17 protein-coding genes are annotated in these 16,521 nt (G+C 57.9%); 9 read left to right on the plus strand and 8 right to left on the minus strand.

All coding sequences use genetic code 11. The features are described 5' to 3' along the window. Positions 1–56 precede the first annotated feature (56 nt). Complete coding sequence (locus tag ACR0JF_RS19500; RefSeq protein ID WP_170662449.1) at positions 57–1,313, minus strand: adenylate/guanylate cyclase domain-containing protein; 1,257 nt, start codon at positions 1,311–1,313, stop codon at positions 57–59. 59 nt (positions 1,314–1,372) lie between these two features. Next, positions 1,373–1,813 (minus strand): MarR family transcriptional regulator, encoded by a 441-nt coding sequence (locus ACR0JF_RS19505; protein WP_170662446.1) that lies wholly within the window; start codon positions 1,811–1,813, stop codon positions 1,373–1,375. Between the two features lie 57 nt (positions 1,814–1,870). On the opposite strand from ACR0JF_RS19505, the gene hmgA reads away from it, so the two are divergent. The 4 genes from hmgA (at position 1,871) to ACR0JF_RS19525 (ending at position 5,559) form a co-directional block, all read left to right on the plus strand. After that, positions 1,871–3,226 carry a homogentisate 1,2-dioxygenase gene (gene hmgA / locus ACR0JF_RS19510; protein WP_170747570.1) on the plus strand — a complete coding sequence of 452 codons (1,356 nt, stop codon included), beginning with the start codon at positions 1,871–1,873 and terminating at the stop codon, positions 3,224–3,226. Positions 3,227–3,232: 6 nt separating this feature from the next. Beyond that, positions 3,233–3,856: a LysE family translocator gene (locus ACR0JF_RS19515; protein WP_170663257.1), complete on the plus strand. Its 624-nt coding sequence runs from the start codon at positions 3,233–3,235 to the stop codon at positions 3,854–3,856. A gap of 20 nt (positions 3,857–3,876) precedes the next feature. After that, complete coding sequence (fahA, locus tag ACR0JF_RS19520; protein ID WP_170663255.1) at positions 3,877–5,133, plus strand: fumarylacetoacetase; 1,257 nt, start codon at positions 3,877–3,879, stop codon at positions 5,131–5,133. Positions 5,134–5,223: 90 nt separating this feature from the next. After that, complete coding sequence (locus ACR0JF_RS19525; protein ID WP_170663254.1) at positions 5,224–5,559, plus strand: DOPA 4,5-dioxygenase family protein; 336 nt, start codon at positions 5,224–5,226, stop codon at positions 5,557–5,559. Here ACR0JF_RS19525 and ACR0JF_RS19530 read toward each other — a convergent pair. Then, on the minus strand, positions 5,556–7,184 hold the full coding sequence (locus tag ACR0JF_RS19530) for an acyl-CoA synthetase (protein ID WP_170663252.1): 1,629 nt from the start codon (positions 7,182–7,184) through the stop codon (positions 5,556–5,558). The genes ACR0JF_RS19525 and ACR0JF_RS19530 overlap by 4 nt on opposite strands. Positions 7,185–7,408: 224 nt before the next feature. On the opposite strand from ACR0JF_RS19530, the gene ACR0JF_RS19535 reads away from it, so the two are divergent. Further along, on the plus strand, positions 7,409–8,800 hold the full coding sequence (locus ACR0JF_RS19535; RefSeq protein WP_170663250.1) for an aminotransferase class III-fold pyridoxal phosphate-dependent enzyme: 1,392 nt from the start codon (positions 7,409–7,411) through the stop codon (positions 8,798–8,800). Between the two features lie 141 nt (positions 8,801–8,941). Further along, on the plus strand, positions 8,942–9,760 hold the full coding sequence (locus tag ACR0JF_RS19540; protein ID WP_170663248.1) for a DUF2189 domain-containing protein: 819 nt from the start codon (positions 8,942–8,944) through the stop codon (positions 9,758–9,760). A gap of 91 nt (positions 9,761–9,851) precedes the next feature. On the opposite strand, the gene rplT is transcribed toward ACR0JF_RS19540, so the two are convergent. The 5 genes from rplT to pyk form a co-directional block, all read right to left on the minus strand. Next, positions 9,852–10,217: a 50S ribosomal protein L20 gene (gene rplT, locus ACR0JF_RS19545; protein ID WP_008756009.1), complete on the minus strand. Its 366-nt coding sequence runs from the start codon at positions 10,215–10,217 to the stop codon at positions 9,852–9,854. Positions 10,218–10,231: 14 nt separating this feature from the next. Then, positions 10,232–10,432, minus strand: coding sequence for a 50S ribosomal protein L35 (rpmI, locus tag ACR0JF_RS19550; RefSeq protein ID WP_010443552.1), 201 nt, complete (start codon positions 10,430–10,432; stop codon positions 10,232–10,234). Positions 10,433–10,613: 181 nt separating this feature from the next. After that, entirely contained in the window at positions 10,614–12,164 is a 1,551-nt protein-coding gene (locus ACR0JF_RS19555; protein WP_170380992.1) for an alanine/glycine:cation symporter family protein, read from the minus strand. Positions 12,165–12,178: 14 nt separating this feature from the next. Continuing rightward, a complete protein-coding gene (locus tag ACR0JF_RS19560; protein ID WP_170380993.1) occupies positions 12,179–12,616 on the minus strand; it encodes a universal stress protein in 438 nt (145 codons plus the stop codon). Between the two features lie 246 nt (positions 12,617–12,862). Then, positions 12,863–14,308 (minus strand): pyruvate kinase, encoded by a 1,446-nt coding sequence (pyk, locus tag ACR0JF_RS19565; protein WP_170475104.1) that lies wholly within the window; start codon positions 14,306–14,308, stop codon positions 12,863–12,865. 127 nt (positions 14,309–14,435) lie between these two features. On the opposite strand from pyk, the gene ACR0JF_RS19570 reads away from it, so the two are divergent. The 3 genes from ACR0JF_RS19570 to ACR0JF_RS19580 all read left to right on the plus strand — a co-directional run bounded on the left by ACR0JF_RS19570 (position 14,436) and on the right by ACR0JF_RS19580 (position 15,864). Continuing rightward, positions 14,436–15,173 (plus strand): N-formylglutamate amidohydrolase, encoded by a 738-nt coding sequence (locus ACR0JF_RS19570; RefSeq protein ID WP_170644419.1) that lies wholly within the window; start codon positions 14,436–14,438, stop codon positions 15,171–15,173. A 96-nt stretch (positions 15,174–15,269) separates the two neighbouring features. Continuing rightward, a complete protein-coding gene (locus ACR0JF_RS19575) occupies positions 15,270–15,473 on the plus strand; it encodes a DUF6868 family protein (protein ID WP_170663246.1) in 204 nt (67 codons plus the stop codon). Between the two features lie 76 nt (positions 15,474–15,549). Next, positions 15,550–15,864: a DUF1244 domain-containing protein gene (locus tag ACR0JF_RS19580; RefSeq protein WP_170663244.1), complete on the plus strand. Its 315-nt coding sequence runs from the start codon at positions 15,550–15,552 to the stop codon at positions 15,862–15,864. Positions 15,865–16,521 lie beyond the last annotated feature (657 nt).

A 16,521-nucleotide genomic window follows, 5' to 3' on the forward strand; every position in this document is an offset into this window, starting at 1 on the left:
GCCCCTTTTTTCCCATTTGACCAGAAGGTTTCACCACGGCACGAGCCACGCCACCGTTACGTTGCGTTCTTAACCTCTGTCTCTTCCGAGACCTGCGTGGGGCTGTAGATCGTAAACAGCTCTTTCGGTTCGTTCACACCGCGCAACATGTAGCGCCCGACCGAAATCAGTTCCTGGCTGCAAGGTTGTGCGGCGCGGGCGACGTCGTCGGAGACGAGAATCCTCTGGCCCAACGACCGATGCATCCCGGCAATCCGGGCCGCCTGATTGACCGCAGGACCAATCACCGTGAAATCCAGCCGAGTTTCTGATCCGATATTGCCATAGAGGATCTCACCCGAATGTAGCGCCAGAGTGAAATTCGCCACCCTCTGCCCATTCGCCTGTCTTTGCGCGTTCAGCTCTTCCATCCGGCTTTGCAGCATGGCGACGGCGGCGAGAGCCGCGCGGGCATCGGCATCGCTCTCTCCCACGTCGAACATGGCCATCAGCCCGTCACCCATGAATTTTAGGATGTTGCCACCATTGTCGTGTACCACGCCCACGGCAACGGCCAGATAGTCGTTCAGCATGTCGATGATCTCGTGACCCGGCATATCCTCGGACAGGGTGGTGAAGCCTTCGAGGTCGAAATTCCAGATTACCGCATCAATCTGTTGCAACGAACCGCGACGGATTTCGCCAGATAGGACACGCCGCCCCGCATCGCGTCCAAGGTAGACGCGCATCAGATCCTTGGCCATGGTCTGGTTCTTGGCGGATTTCAACGCAAGCCCAAGATGCGGCAGAGCGATGTGAATCTTCCCCAGATCACTGTCATCAAAACCGGTGGGAGCGTCGCTGGTCCAGGACATCAGCACTCCGTCACCGATCTTTTTCTCACCCGCCGGACGCACCTGTTCGGAGCGTTCAAACGACACGCCCGTTGCGTAGTAATCCGTCGCTCCGATCTCTCGCAGGTCATTCAACAAGGGGAAACGGCTGGGTTCGTTCTGATCAACCAGTCGAACGCGAAGGTCATCCATGTCCTCATGCAAAAGCGCATAGAGAGGGCTGCGTTGCCAGACTTCGCTTGGGGTGTCGGTGTTTGCGAACCGCTCGGATTCCCCGCCGGAATCCCGATACCAGCTATAGCCAGTGCCGCCATAAAGCGGATGCAGCGTCGACTGCGCCGCGTGGAATCGCATCAGCGGAAGGCCCAGATCAATCAGGCGGTTGCAAAAGCCGTCTAGCAATTCTTCCTGACCAGCCCCTTCAAGCCCTTTCGAAACAAGCCAGTCTATAAGGTCAAAGATGGGATCTGAAGAGGTCATGGAACTGTCCGTCAAAGTACTGCCCTGAATGTGGGCCGCGTCATGGAAATTACCAGACCTTATGCCATCCCTGCCAGCCGCCGCAGCATTTTCCTCAGCATGGCGGCCTCTTCTTCCGAGAATGCGCCCGCCAGTTTCCCATCATAGCGCTCAGCGATACCGCTCAGTTCTAGATAGACGGCCTGACCGGCGGGCGTCAGCGTCAGCCATTCGACCCTTCGGTCACCCTCATCCCTTGTGCGCTTGAGGTAGCGGCTTTGTTCCAACTTATGAACCGCGCGGCTGATCTTGGTTTTGTGCAGTTTCGCGCGCTTGCCAATCTCTTTCGCGGTCAGAGTGCCGAAGACACCCAGATGGAACAGCACCCGCCATTCGCTGCGCAGCATGCCATAGCGTTCTTTGTAGAGGCGCTGAAACTCTAACGAGGCTGCCTCAGCTGCCTGATTCAACAGGAACGGCAAAAAATTCTGCAGATCAAAATCATCTTTTTCTTCGGACATGCTTGTTAGTTACAAAAACAACTAATAATTCACAAGCAGAAAACCGAGGAGTTCAAGATGACCAACAAGGCTGAACCGCATGGTCTGACGCAGGCCGTCACACCTGTAGGAACGCATCCCGGCTATATGCCAGGCTTTGGCAACGATTTTGAGACCGAGGCTCTGCCTGGCGCGCTGCCGCAGGGCATGAACAGCCCGCAGCGCTGTAACTATGGCCTCTATGGCGAACAGCTCAGCGGCACGGCCTTCACCGCCAATCCACCCGAGCGGACGTGGTGCTACCGCATTCGCCCGTCGGTCAAGCATTCGCATCGTTACGAAAAGATCGACCTGCCCTATTGGAAATCCGCGCCCTGTATCGACCCGGATGTGATCAGCCTGGGCCAGTATCGCTGGGACCCGGTTCCGCATTCTGATACCTCTTTGACCTGGCTAACCGGTATGCGCACCATGACGACCGCGGGGGATGTGAACACGCAGGTCGGCATGGCCAGCCATGTCTATCTGGTCACCGACTCGATGGTGGATGACTATTTCTTCTCGGCCGATTCCGAGCTGCTGGTGGTGCCGCAAGACGGCCGCCTGCGCTTTGTGACCGAGTTGGGGATCATAGATCTGGAGCCACAGGAAATCGCAATCCTGCCGCGCGGGTTGCTCTACCGTGTTGAAGTGCTGGAAGGTCCGGCACGCGGATTTGTCTGTGAGAATTACGGGCAGAAATTTGAACTGCCAGGGCGTGGACCAATCGGCGCCAATTGCATGGCCAATCCGCGCGACTTCAAAGCACCCGTCGCGGCGTTCGAGGACCGAGAGGTGCCCTCGACCGTGACGATCAAATGGTGCGGGCAGTTCCACGTCACTCAGATCGGTCACAGCCCGCTGGACGTGGTAGCCTGGCACGGCAACTATGCGCCCTACAAATACGACCTACGCACCTACTGCCCGGTCGGCGCAATCTTGTTCGACCACCCGGATCCGTCAATCTTCACCGTCCTGACAGCGCCTTCGGGCCAGCCCGGCACGGCCAATATCGACTTCGTTCTGTTCCGCGAGCGCTGGATGGTGGCCGAGGATACATTCCGCCCGCCGTGGTACCACAAGAACATCATGTCCGAGCTGATGGGCAATATCTACGGCCAGTATGACGCCAAACCGCAGGGCTTTGTTCCGGGCGGCATGAGCCTGCATAACATGATGATCCCGCACGGCCCGGATCGCGAAGCATTCGAAAAAGCCTCAAACGCCAATCTGGGGCCGGACAAGCTGGACCACACCATGTCCTTCATGTTCGAAACCCGCTTCCCACAGCATCTGACCGCCTTCGCCGCGACCGAGGCGCCCTTGCAAGACGACTATATTGACTGCTGGTCCTCGCTTGAGAAAAAGTTCGATGGAACACCGGGAAAGAAATAACCTGCCATGAGCTTTGATATCTGGATCACCTATGTCGCCACCGTCCTGCTGCTGATGAGCACTCCAGGACCAAGCCAGCTTCTGATGCTTTCGAACTCGGCCACCAACGGGCTGCGCCGGGGCGTGTTCACGGCTGCCGGTGATCTGACGGCGAACCTGTTGCAGATGTTGGCAGCGGGTCTCGGGCTTGCCGCGATTATTGCGGCCTCGGGCACCGCGCTGGCTGTGATCAAATGGTTGGGTGTCGCCTATCTGGTCTTTCTCGGCGTCAAAGCGATTGTCAAAGCCAAACCTCAAACAGCGCAAACCGCGCAGCTGGCCAGCCGCAAAACCTTGTGGATGCAGGGCTTCATCACCTCAGCCGCCAATCCCAAAGCAGTGGTGTTCTTTGCTGCACTGTTTCCGTTGTTCATCGATGGCGCGCTGCCCTTCTGGCCGCAATTCGCGATCCTCTCGGCCACCTATCTGATCATGGACGGGTTGTTTCTGACCGCCTACGGAGCAAGCGCCAGTTGGTTGGCTACGCGGCTCAAAGGGTCTGCGCGGTTATGGCTGGATCGCGCAGGTGGCGGGTTCATGATTCTGGCTGCCGTTCTGTTGGGGCTTAAGTCTCTGCGAGACGCTCAATAAACCAAGACAAGGATCAAAAGATGCCTTTGCTAAAATCCTGGGTCGCCTCGGCCAATGATGCGACCCATCCGTTTCCGTTGAACAACCTGCCTTACGGGGTCTTTGCCGTCGGCGATGAGGAGCCCAGATGTGGCGTTGCAATTGGGGACATGATCCTCGATGTCACCACCGCCGAGGCCGAAGGGCTGATCACCCTGACCGATGAGCCTCTGTTCGACCTGCCCTTTTGGAACCCTTTGATGGAGCAAGGCCCCGCCGTCTGGGCCGCCCTGCGCGACCGATTGACGGCGCTACTGTCTGAAGGTGCGGCGGCACAAGAGGCGGTGGAGCCCCTGCTGGTACCGCAAAGCGCGGTTGTCATGCACATGCCCTTCGCGGTCAGCGAATACACCGATTTCTACGCTGGTCGGCATCACGCCTTTAACGTGGGTTCGATGTTCCGGGACCCCGAAAACGCGCTGCCGCCGAACTGGTTGCATATTCCCATTGGGTACAATGGCCGGGCATCCTCGGTCGTGGTGTCGGGTACGGATATCCGCCGCCCGTGGGGGCAGCTGAAGTCGCCCGATCGGGACAAACCTACCTTCCTGCCCAGTCGCCGCTTCGACTTTGAGCTCGAGATGGGGGCAATCGTTGGCACTCCGTCCGACGGCCCGATCTCGGTGCAGCAGGCGGACGATCATATCTTCGGCTACGTGCTGCTGAACGACTGGTCCGCCCGTGACATTCAAGCGTGGGAGTATCAGCCCCTTGGGCCGTTCCAAGCCAAGGCCACGGCCACATCCGTCAGCCCATGGATCGTGACCAAACCGGCACTGGAGCCGTTCCGCTGTGACACGCCCGAGCGCGAATTCGAGTTGCTGGATCACCTGAAGGACTGCGGCCCGATGCTATACGACCTTTCGCTTGAGGTGACGCTGGCCCCCGAGGGGCGGGCTGCGACCACAATCACCCGCACGAATTACAGCGAAATGTACTACTCCGCCGCGCAACAACTGGCCCATCACGCCAGTTCGAGCTGCCCGATGAACACCGGTGATCTGCTGGGGTCCGGCACGATTTCCGGGCCGACGCGCGATACCCGAGGTTCGCTGCTGGAACTCAGCTGGGGCGGCAAAGACCCCTTGAGCCTTGAAACCGGTGAGGCCCGCAGCTTCCTTGAGGACGGAGACACGCTCACGCTGTCCGGCTCCGCGCAGGGGGATGGCTATACAATCGGGTTCGGGACCTGCCATGGCACTGTGCTACCGGCGCTGGAGGACCCTCTCAAACCCTGAGCCATGCCGCACAGCACCTGTGTGCCGGTGTTGGTAGGATTGAGGACCAAGAACACCTAGGTTCGTTGCATCCAAGCAATGAGGCCCCCGATGTCTGAGATCACCGGCTATCACGCCCATGTCTATTTCGACGCCGACACACAGGATTTAGCGCAACAGATTTGCGAAGAGGCCGCCCGCCTTTTTCCGGTCCAAATGGGGCGTATGCACGCGCGCCCGGTTGGCCCGCATCCGAGGTGGAGCTGCCAGCTGGTCTTTGCCGCCGACGCGTTCGATCAGGTCATTCCGTGGTTGATGCTCAACCGACAGGGCCTGACGATCTTCACCCATGCTGAAACCGGCGATCACCTGGCCGACCACCGGGATCACGCCTTGTGGATGGGAGAGCTTTTGGATCTGGACCTGTCAATTTTCGACAAGGTCTAGCCCAACGCCCGCGCCTGATCCCGCAGCACGAATTTCTGAACCTTGCCGGTGGATGTCTTGGGCAAGGTTCCGAACACCACGGTCTTGGGCGCTTTGAAATGGGCCATGTTGTCCCGACAGAACGCAATCAGATCGGCTTCGGTCGCACTTGCCTCGGGCTTTAGCTCAACGAAAGCACACGGGGTTTCGCCCCATTTCTCATCCGGTCGGGCGACCACGGCTGCCTCCATGACGGCAGGGTGCTTGTAGAGGACACCCTCAACCTCGACGGATGAGATATTCTCGCCGCCCGAGATGATGATGTCCTTGGATCGGTCCTTCAGCGCGACATAGCCATCGGGGTACATCACCCCCAAATCGCCCGAGGCAAACCAACCGCCATTGAACGCCTTGTCGGTGGCATCCGGGTTCTTGAGGTAGCCTTTCATTACCACATTGCCCTGCATGAAGATCTCACCCATGGTTTCGCCATCGGCGGGCACAGGCTCCAGCGTTTCGGGATCGGCCACCATCAGTCCGGACAGCGCTGAATAGCGCACGCCCTGACGCACCTTGAGGGCGGCCCGTTCGGCTGGAGCCTTCAGATTCCACTCATCCTTCCACGCACAGACGACCGAAGGGCCATAGGTCTCGGTCAGGCCGTAGACATGGGTCACCTCAACGCCCATCCCTTCCATCGCTTCGATAACGGCGGCGGGCGGCGGGGCACCGGCAGTCATCACCTTGATCTGGTGGTCGAAATCCTTGAGGTGATCGGGGGCATGCGCCAGCATGTTCAGCACGATAGGTGCGCCGCAGAAATGGGTGACTTTCTCCTCCCGGAAGGCGGCATAGATCGGCTCGGCCCGAACCGCACGCAAGCAGACCGAGACCCCGGCATTCAGCGCCATGGCCCAGGGGAAACACCAGCCGTTGCAGTGGAACATCGGCAGGGTCCACAAATAAACCGAATGCTTCGGCATGCCCCAATCCAGCAGGTCGGACTGCGCATTCAAGGCGGCCCCACGGTGGTGATAGACCACGCCCTTGGGGTTACCGGTCGTGCCAGAGGTATAGTTTAGCGTAATCGCATCCCACTCATCCGCGGGCAGAGACCAATCAAACTCAGGGTCGCCTTCGCCCAGCAGGGCCTCATAGGTCAGGCTGCCAAGGCGTTCGCCACCATCAAAGCTGGGATCTTCGATATCGATCACCAAAAGGTCATGATCGACCTGCGGCAGTGCCTCTTTGACGACAGCAGAGAACTCGGGGTCGACCAGCAGCACCTTGGCCTCGGCATGGTTAAGGATGAAGGCGATGATCGGCGCATCAAGGCGCGTGTTGATCGCGTTCAGAACAGCGCCGACCATGGGAATGCCGAAATGGGCCTCATAGAGCTCGGGGATATTGGCGGCGATGATCGAGACGGTATCCCCCTTGCCCACCCCACGGGCCGTCAGGGCGCTGGCAAGACGGCGGCAGCGCGCATAGGTCTGCGCCCAGCTATAGCGGCGGTCTCCATAGACGACGGACGGGTAGTCGGGATACACCGCCGCCGTGCGTTCGATGAAGCTGAGCGGGGATAGCGGCGTGTAATTCGCACGGTTCTTATCCAGATGACGCTCATACATATTGGCTGCTTGCATCCGCCAACCCTCCCAATTCGCGTGTGTCGCCACATGACCATAAACACGAGGCTGTGACCATCTTGTAGAAATACGACAAGTGGCGGGGCTCTGGCGATACGCTATGATGACATCTGGCCCTATATTCGCGACCCCATTCGCGGTGATCTGGGCCATCGCATTTACTTGCTATCGTGGGACCGATCCCACAATCTGCACACCGCATCAGACTGAAAGGACATGTCATGGACGGCACGTTCAACGAAAACGATCTTTCCCACGTGGTCGAGGCCGACCGCGCCCATATCTGGCACCACCTGATCCAGCATAAACCCTTTGAAACAAACGATCCCCGCATCATTGTCGAAGGTAAAGGCATGCGTGTCTGGGACCAGAAAGGCAAAGAGCATCTGGATGCGGTCTCTGGCGGCGTCTGGACGGTGAACGTCGGCTACGGCCGCGAATCCATCTGCAAGGCGGTCTATGACCAGCTGATGAAGCTCTGTTATTTTGCGAATTCGGCAGGGTCGATTCCCGGTTCGATCTTTGCGGAGAAGCTGATCGAAAAGATGCCGGGCATGAGCCGCGTTTACTACACAAACTCAGGCTCCGAGGCGAACGAGAAAGCCTTCAAGATGATCCGTCAGATCGCTCATAAGCGCCATGGCGGCAAAAAGACCAAAATCCTGTATCGCGATCGCGACTATCACGGCTCGACTCTGGCGGCGATGTCAGCGGGTGGTCAGGATGAGCGCAACGCGCAATACGGCCCGTTTGCTCCGGATTTCGTACGTGTTCCCCATTGCATGGAATACCGCAAGCACGAACTTAACGGCGCGCCGGAGGAAAACTTTGGCGAGTGGGCTGCCGACCAGATCGAAGAGGTCATCCTGCGCGAAGGGCCAGACACCGTTGGCGCGCTGTGCCTTGAGCCGGTGACCGCGGGTGGCGGTGTGATCGAAGCACCCGAAGGCTACTGGCAGCGCGTACAGGAGATCTGCAAGAAGTACGACGTGCTGCTGCATATTGATGAGGTCGTGTGCGGCGTCGGTCGGACAGGTACCTGGTTCGGCTACCAGCAGTATGGCGTGAAGCCTGACTTTGTCACCATGGCCAAAGGCGTTGCCTCGGGCTATGCGGCCATCGCCTGCCTGGTCACCACCGAAGAGGTCTTTGACATGTTCAAAGACGATGCGGCGGATCCGATGAACTACTTCCGCGATATCTCGACCTTCGGGGGCTGCACCGCTGGTCCGGCCGCTGCGATCGAGAATATGCGCATCATCGAGGATGAGAACCTTCTGCAAAACTGCGTCGACATGGGCGATCGCATGATGAGCAACCTGCAAGCGCTGATGGAGAAGCATAAGGTCATCGGCGATGTGCGCGGCAAAGGCCTGTTCCTGGGCGCAGAGTTGGTTGCAGACCGCTCCACACGTGAACCGATGGACGAAAAGAAGGTACAGGCCGTTGTGGCAGACTGCATGGCGCAGGGTGTCATCATCGGCGCGACCAACCGCTCGCTGCCGGGTCGCAACAACACGCTGTGCTTCTCGCCTGCTCTGATCGCGGCGGCGGATGATATCGACCAGATCACCGATGCGGTCGACAGCGCGCTGGAGCGTGTGTTCGGCTAGAGAATAAAAAACGGGAAACCGGGCGTTCCTGCGCCGGTTTCCCGACCTAAGGGTCGCATACCTTTTGCGAACCAGACGATCAGACACACCTCTTGCTCTTGCGTTTTAACCAGCGCAGACTTGCATTCAGAGGAGTGTATCATGACACCCAAAACCTCAGACACGGAACCGTCGGGCGATTTGGCATCGCCGCAAGGTGCAGCGCTCAAGGTCAACACAGTAAGCGCTCAGGACATCAAGGACTCGCTGAAGGCGGGCGTGGCAGACTTTCTGGCCCGGCCCGTGATGAGCGGGTTTTTCGGCCTATTCTACGCCGTTTTTGGCCTTGTGTTTGTGTGGTGCCTGATCTGGCTCGGCAAGGTCTGGATGATCATTCCGGCCATTGTGGGCTTTCCACTGGTTGCGCCCTTTGCCGCTGCCGGGCTCTATGAGATGTCGCGACGATTGCAGAACGGGGAACAGTTCGGATGGTCCGATATCTTGACGGTGATGGCCAATCAACGCAAACGCGAGATGGGCTGGATGGCCTTTGTCACCCTGTTCATTTTCTGGGTATGGGTCTATCAGGTGCGCCTTTGGTTGGCGATCATCCTGCAGAATGCGTCCTTCTCGGACTTTGACGGATTTCTGAACACCGTCTTCTTCACGCCCGAGGGCTGGACCTTTCTGGCCATTGGCACCTGTATCGGCGCGGGCCTGTCGGCCGTGCTGTTTTCGGTCACCGTTGTCGCAATGCCGCTACTTCTGGATCGAGAGACCAACTTCGTATCAGCCATGCTGACCTCGATCCGAGTCGTCACCGAGAACCCGGTGGTGATGCTGGGTTGGGCCGCGATCATCTCGGTAACCATGCTGCTCTCGCTGATCCCGGCATTCTTGGGCCTGATCTTCATCCTACCGATCCTTGGTCACACCACGTGGCACCTGTATCAGCGCGCCGTCCCTCCGGCCGAGGACTGAACGGGACTCCTTTAAGGGACAGGCACATCAGAAACAAAAAGGACCGCCCCAAATAGGACGGCCCTTTGTTCACTGTCTCTCTTTTCAGAGATCAGGCAGCCAGAGCAGCCTGAGCTTTGGCGACGATCGCACCGAACGCTTCCGGTTCGTGTACGGCCAGGTCAGCCAGAACTTTGCGGTCCACTTCGATACCGGCCAGGTTCAGGCCGTTGATGAAGCGGGAATATGTCAGAGCCTCGTCATGCGAACGGACAGCAGCGTTGATACGCTGGATCCACAGAGCGCGGAAGTTGCGTTTGCGGTTCTTACGGTCGCGGGTTGCATACTGGTTGGCCTTGTCGACGGCCTGACGGGCAACCTTGAAGGTGCTCTTGCGGCGGCCATAGTAACCTTTGGCGGCCTTGATGACCTTCTTGTGACGGGCGTGAGTTACGGTTCCACCTTTAACGCGGGACATCTCTTAATCTCCTCTTAGCGGTCGTAGGGCATGTAGCCCTTGACAATCTTGGCGTCGGGGGCGGACAGGGTGGTGTTGCCACGGGCATCGCGGATGAACTTCTTGGTCCGCTTGATCATGCCGTGCCGTTTGCCGGCCTGGCCAGCAAGGACCTTACCGGTCGCAGTCACCTTGAAGCGCTTCTTGGCGCTCGACTTGGTCTTCATCTTAGGCATTTCCGTCTCCTTTCAGGGTTCGGTACTAAACGCGACTCGGCATGCCATCTCGGCCGGTCACGCGATCAGATGCGCCGTTTACGCAAGTTCGGTCATACTGGCAAGGGGGTTTGGCCCAGAATCTGCGCTTTTCGCAGCGGCCTTGGCACCGGGGCGGCACAGGGCCGCCCCGGTGAAGTGTTTAGTGGCTGAATTTGCGGATTTCGCCGCTCTTCAGACGTTCGGAGTAGGACGCTAGCTCCTGACGCACCACTTTCATCAAGAAGTAGAGCGCAAAGACGTTCACAACCGCCATCGCAAAGATCGCCGCATCCGAGAAGTCGATGACCGGGCCAAGGTTGGCCGCCGCACCAATGACAACGAAGATGCAGAAGATGATCTTGAAGACCAACTCTTTGGTATGGCCTTCGCCGAACAGATAGGTCCATGCCTTGAGGCCATAGTAGGACCAGCTGATCATCGTAGAGAAGGCAAACAGGACCACGGCAATTGCCAGAATGAACGGGAACCAGCTGAACGCGCTGCCAAACGCCGCCGAGGTCAGGCTGACGCCGGTATTGCCATCGACCGTAGCAATCGCGTTACCCGCTTCGTTCAGCATGTAGTTGCCGGTTGCCGGATCAACGATCAGCTGCTGGGTGATGATGATCACCAGTGCAGTCATTGTACAGATCACAACCGTGTCGATGAACGGCTCAAGCAGCGAGACGAAGCCCTCGGTGATCGGTTCTTTGGTCCGCACGGCCGAGTGCGCAATCGCCGCGGAACCCACACCCGCTTCGTTCGAGAATGCCGCACGACGGAAGCCCTGGATCAGCGCTCCGACCATACCGCCAGCAACGCCGAGGCCGGTGAAGGCACCTGCGAAGATCTGACCGAAAGCCCAGCCGATCTGGTCGGCATGCATCAGGATGATGACCAGCGCCGCCAGCACGTACATGACACCCATAAACGGCACGACCTTTTCGGTCACGCGCGCAATGGATTTCAGGCCACCCACGATCACCGCAAAGACGATGCCCGCAAAGACCAGACCTGTGATCCAGCCCGGATAGTCTCCGACAATCCCGGCAATCTGCTGGTGCGCCTGATTGGCCTGGAACATGTTGCCCCCGCCCAATGCGCCAAGGATACAGAAGATCGAAAACAGCACCGCCAAGATCTTGCCGCCCGGCAAACCCAGCTCGGCAAAGCCCTTAGACATGTAATACATCGGGCCGCCCGAAACGGTGCCGTCTTCATATTCGTTGCGGTACTTAACACCCAACGTACATTCGGTGAATTTTGACGCCATGCCCAGCAAGCCTGCGACGATCATCCAGAATGTAGCACCCGGTCCACCGATCCCTATCGCAACTGCCACACCGGCGATGTTTCCAAGACCAACAGTCCCCGACAGCGCGGTGGCAAGGGCCTGAAAATGGCTGACCTCACCCGCGTCATTGGGGTCGGAGTAATCTCCTTTAACCAAGCTGATCGAATGTCCGAAGAATCGGAATTGCACAAATGCAAAATAGAGCGAAAACACTGTGGCCGCGACGACCAGCCACCCCACGATCCATGGGAATCCAGTGCCCGGAAACGGCGCGAAGATAAAGCTGACGAAGGGGCCGGTAAAATCCGCGAAAGCCTGATTGATCTTCTCGTCCAGACCGGGCGCCTCTTGCGCGAAAGCGGGGCCAGACATCAGAGCCATGGTCGCACCAAGGCCCAGTTTTTGAAGCATATTCATCCTAATCCCTCCGCTCAGTTCACGACCGTGACAGGCACGTCGGCATGCATGACCAAGTTCTGAGTCGAGCTTCCAAACAGCCGTTTCTTGAACCCATCCGCCGAGGCGCGGCCGACGATGATCTGAGTGCCGCCGTTTTCGACCGTGATCGCGTTCAGCGTCTCGGCCACGTCGCCATGGCGCACGATGCCGTGCGCTTCGAACCCATCGGCCTTTAGCGCCTCAACCGTAGGGGCAATGATCCGCGAAGTAGCCAGTTCGACCTCTTCCTCGCGCCGCTTGTGCCGTTGGGCGTTTTCTTCCGGTGTTTGGAAAGTGAAAGGGGACCATTCGATGACATAAACAACCAGCATTTCGCATGAGCCAATCCGCCCGGCCAAATCCTTGGCAAAGGCGATGGCGCGCTCTCCGGTTTCTGTCCCGTCCAGTCCAATGACAATCTTTGTTGTCATGACGTTCCTCCATTTTTTTTCTGGTTTGACCGGGACCCGTGCCCCCGGTAGGGCGACCGGAACCTGGAACTATCTGAGATGATCGCCCTAAGGTTCAGTATCCGGCAAAATCACCAAAAAACAGAGGTATTTTTGCTGAATACAACCTTACGGGCATCTTCCCCTTGAAAACAAAAAAGAAAAGCCGCCTAAAAAATAGGCGACTTGAGAATTCTCAATATGATCCTTCCTGAAATCCGGGCGGACTCAGCCCGGATCGGTGTTGTAGATCAGCCGCTCATCACAAGGGGCAATACGCAGAATATTGGTGGTTCCGGGGACATTGAACGGAACCCCTGCGGTGACAACGATCTGGTCGCTCTCGGCGGCGAAGCCCCCTGCGCGCGCGGCGCGGGCTGCATTGACCACGGCCCCTTTGAACCGCTCAAGCTCGGGCGTCATCACGCAGTGGCAGCCCCAGCTCAGGCACAGGCGGCGGGCGGTTCCGGTCGCTGGCGTCATGGCGATGATCGGCACGCCGGGACGTTCGCGTGCAGTCAACAGTGCTGTGGTGCCGCTTTGGGTGAAACAGCAGATCGCTTTGATGTCGGTCTTTTCCGCGATCTCCCGCGCGGCTGCCACGATACCGTCCGCGATGGTCGACCCTTTGGCAGTACGCGAGGCGGCGATGATCTGCGTGTAGGTCGGGTCGGCTTCGACCTCGATAGCGACCTTATTCATGGTCTGCACGGCCTCGATCGGGTAAGAACCGGCCGCAGATTCCGCGCTGAGCATGATGGCATCCGTGCCTTCGTAAATCGCGGTTGCAACGTCCGAGACCTCGGCGCGGGTTGGCATCGGGCTTTCGATCATGCTCTCCAGCATCTGGGTCGCGACGATGACCGGCTTGGCCGCACCACGGCACTTGCGAACCAGACGTTTCTGGATGGGAGGCACCGCCGAAACCGGCAACTCAACCCCCAGATCGCCCCGCGCCACCATGATCCCGTCTGATGCGTCGAGGATATCGTCAAACGCCTCTACCGCTGCGGGCTTTTCGATCTTCGACAGGATTGACGCCCGTCCATCCGCCAGCGCACGCGCCTCGAACACGTCCTTGGCCCGCTGCACAAAGCTGAGCGCCAGCCAATCCACGCCCAGTTGGCACACAAACTCCAGATCGTCGCGATCCTTGGCTGACAAGGCTGCCAGTGGCAGCAGCACATCAGGCACGTTCACACCCTTGCGGTTCGAAATCGTCCCTCCGACTTCGACAGTACAATTGGCGAAATCCTGACCGCAATCCTGCACGGTCAGACGGATCTTACCGTCATTGACCAGCAACCGCGCACCGGGTTCCAGCGCCGCAAAAATCTCGGGGTGCGGTAGGCAGACACGGTTGATGTCTCCGGCCTCGGGGTCGAGATCCAGCCGGAACGCCGCGCCCTCTACCAGTTCTTCCGCATCATTGGCAAAAACCCCAACACGCAGCTTCGGGCCTTGAAGATCGGCCAGAATCGCGATCGGGCTGTCCAGATCCTTTTCCACCTGACGAATAATTCGATGCCGTTCACGGATCTCGTCATGGCTGCCATGGCTCATGTTCAGGCGAAAGACGTCGGCCCCGGCCTCATGCAAGGCCCGGATGGTGTCATAGTCATTGGACGCCGGTCCCAGCGTCGCCACGATTTTTACATTTCTAAGGCGTCGCACTGGTTTCGCTCTCCTCAATCCCACGGTGACGCGGCAATGTTACCGCAAACAGTATGTGGGTGGTTATTGCGCAATTCCCTTTTGGAAGCAACTGCCATACACCTGCCGCAAACTTGATGACAGGCACATGACATACACTCCGTTTTTTATCCATGGCGAGGATCGCCCGTCCCGATGGCTGATCACCTGCGATCATGCGACCAACACCGTCCCCCCCGAAATCAACGGCGGGGATCTGGGATTGCCGCGCGAAGATATGGAACGCCACATCGCCTATGATGTCGGCGCCTACGAGGTCTCGAAACATCTGGGCGAAATCCTGAACGCGCCGGTCATCGCAGCCAATTTCTCACGCCTTGTGATTGATCCGAACCGGGGTGAGGACGACCCGACCCTGCTGATGAAGCTCTATGACGGTTCGATCATTCCCGGCAATCGCCACGCTGATGCGGCCGAGCGTGAGCGGCGTTTGGACATGTGCTACCGTCCTTATCACGACGCGCTTGGGCGGCTGGCCGCCCTGCCCCATGCGGTGATTGTGTCGATGCACTCTTTCACCCGCCAACTCCGCGGTCGGGAACCACGCCCTTGGCATGTAGGCGTTCTGCACACCCCGGATGAGCGCTTCTCACGCCCTCTGATCAACCGCCTGATGGCCGAAGACGATCTGTGCGTCGGCGTGAATGAGCCCTATACCGGCGTTCTGCCCGGCGATGCCATCGACACGCACTGCACCTCGCACGGCCGACCAAATGCATTGATCGAGCTGCGCAATGATCTGATCGCGGATCACGCAGGGCAACGGGCCTGGGCCGAAAGGCTCGCCGTAATCCTACAGGATGCACTATCTGACAGCGGCCTTTGATCGCACGTTATTGTGAGTTGCACCTTCAACCCCCACTTTGGAGACTGGGAAGGAGGCGACCATGACACAAGAGTTGCTGACAAGTTTTTTGGCTGGATGGCGATACTGAACATCGCTGTTTTGCTGTTCACAATCGCTATGATTGTGCTGCTACAGGACTGGATTGCAGGGGTTCATGCCAGAATGTTCCAAATGGAACGGCCTGATGTGAAGCGTGCCTATTTTCGGTATTTGGCCAACTACAAAATCCTCACGCTGATTTTCTGCGTCATTCCGTGGCTGGCCTTGAAACTGGCCTAACGCAGAGTCAGTTGAAACGCCCTCTTCAGAGCGTTAATTCGGACACAGACCGCATCCACTTCTTCGGAGCCAGACCATGGACAAGCAAACCGAAATCGAACTTCAAGCCGCAGCATTCCGTCGGCTGCAAAAGCACTTGATGGAAGATCGCACGGACGTTCAGAATATCGACATGATGAATCTGGCAGGGTTCTGCCGCAACTGCCTGTCACGCTGGTATCAGGAAGCGGCCAACGACAAAGGCTTCGAGATGGGCAAAGACGAAGCCCGTCAGATCTTCTACGGCATGACCATGGATGAATGGAAAGCCAACTACCAGACCGAAGCCAGCCCCGACATACAGGCCGCCTTCAAGGTCGCGTTTGATGAGAATGTAACAAAAAAGGAGTGAGACCTAAAAACCAAGCGACCGCTTAATCAGACTGTTGACCAATTCACATGCGGCAGCACCAAAAAGCACGCTGTTTTGCGTGCTCACATTTTTCGAGTTTAGGTTGAAGCTTCCACCAGCTACACTCCGAACGCGACAGTCCTCACGCTGACTGGGAAACGCACGAAAGGGGGCAAATCACTGGTGGGGCGTGGCTTTCACTTTATCGACCAGTTTTGGATCAAACCCAATTGTGAACCACGTGGCTAATTATTTATTGGGCTCGCCACACACCGTTTACGCTCGTGTTGCTTCCAAATTGTTTCCAGCGAGAATGGCGCAAAGCAAAAAGCCCCGCGTTTTGTGCGTCTAAGCATTTGGATTCCAAGCGAGAGTATTGTTTGCGAGAGGGCGCAACTACCGTTGCCAAACGCAATTGAAATGTCACGTATAGGCGCGAAACCAACATACACAACTCGTCACGCATTCAAGTGTTCACTACTTCTATTGCGTTCGGTTCTATTGCGTTTGTTTTTTTGCATTTCAGCGTTCGAAGTGCGAGCACAAAATAATGGCGCGGAAGCTAACAACCCATTTATAGAAGCGATAGAGCTTTACCAACAGTCAAAAAAGTGTCTGGCAACGCCATGTTAGAGGCACAAAAAAAGTCCGGGATCT

This window comes from Ruegeria sp. BG11 (assembly GCF_056538565.1).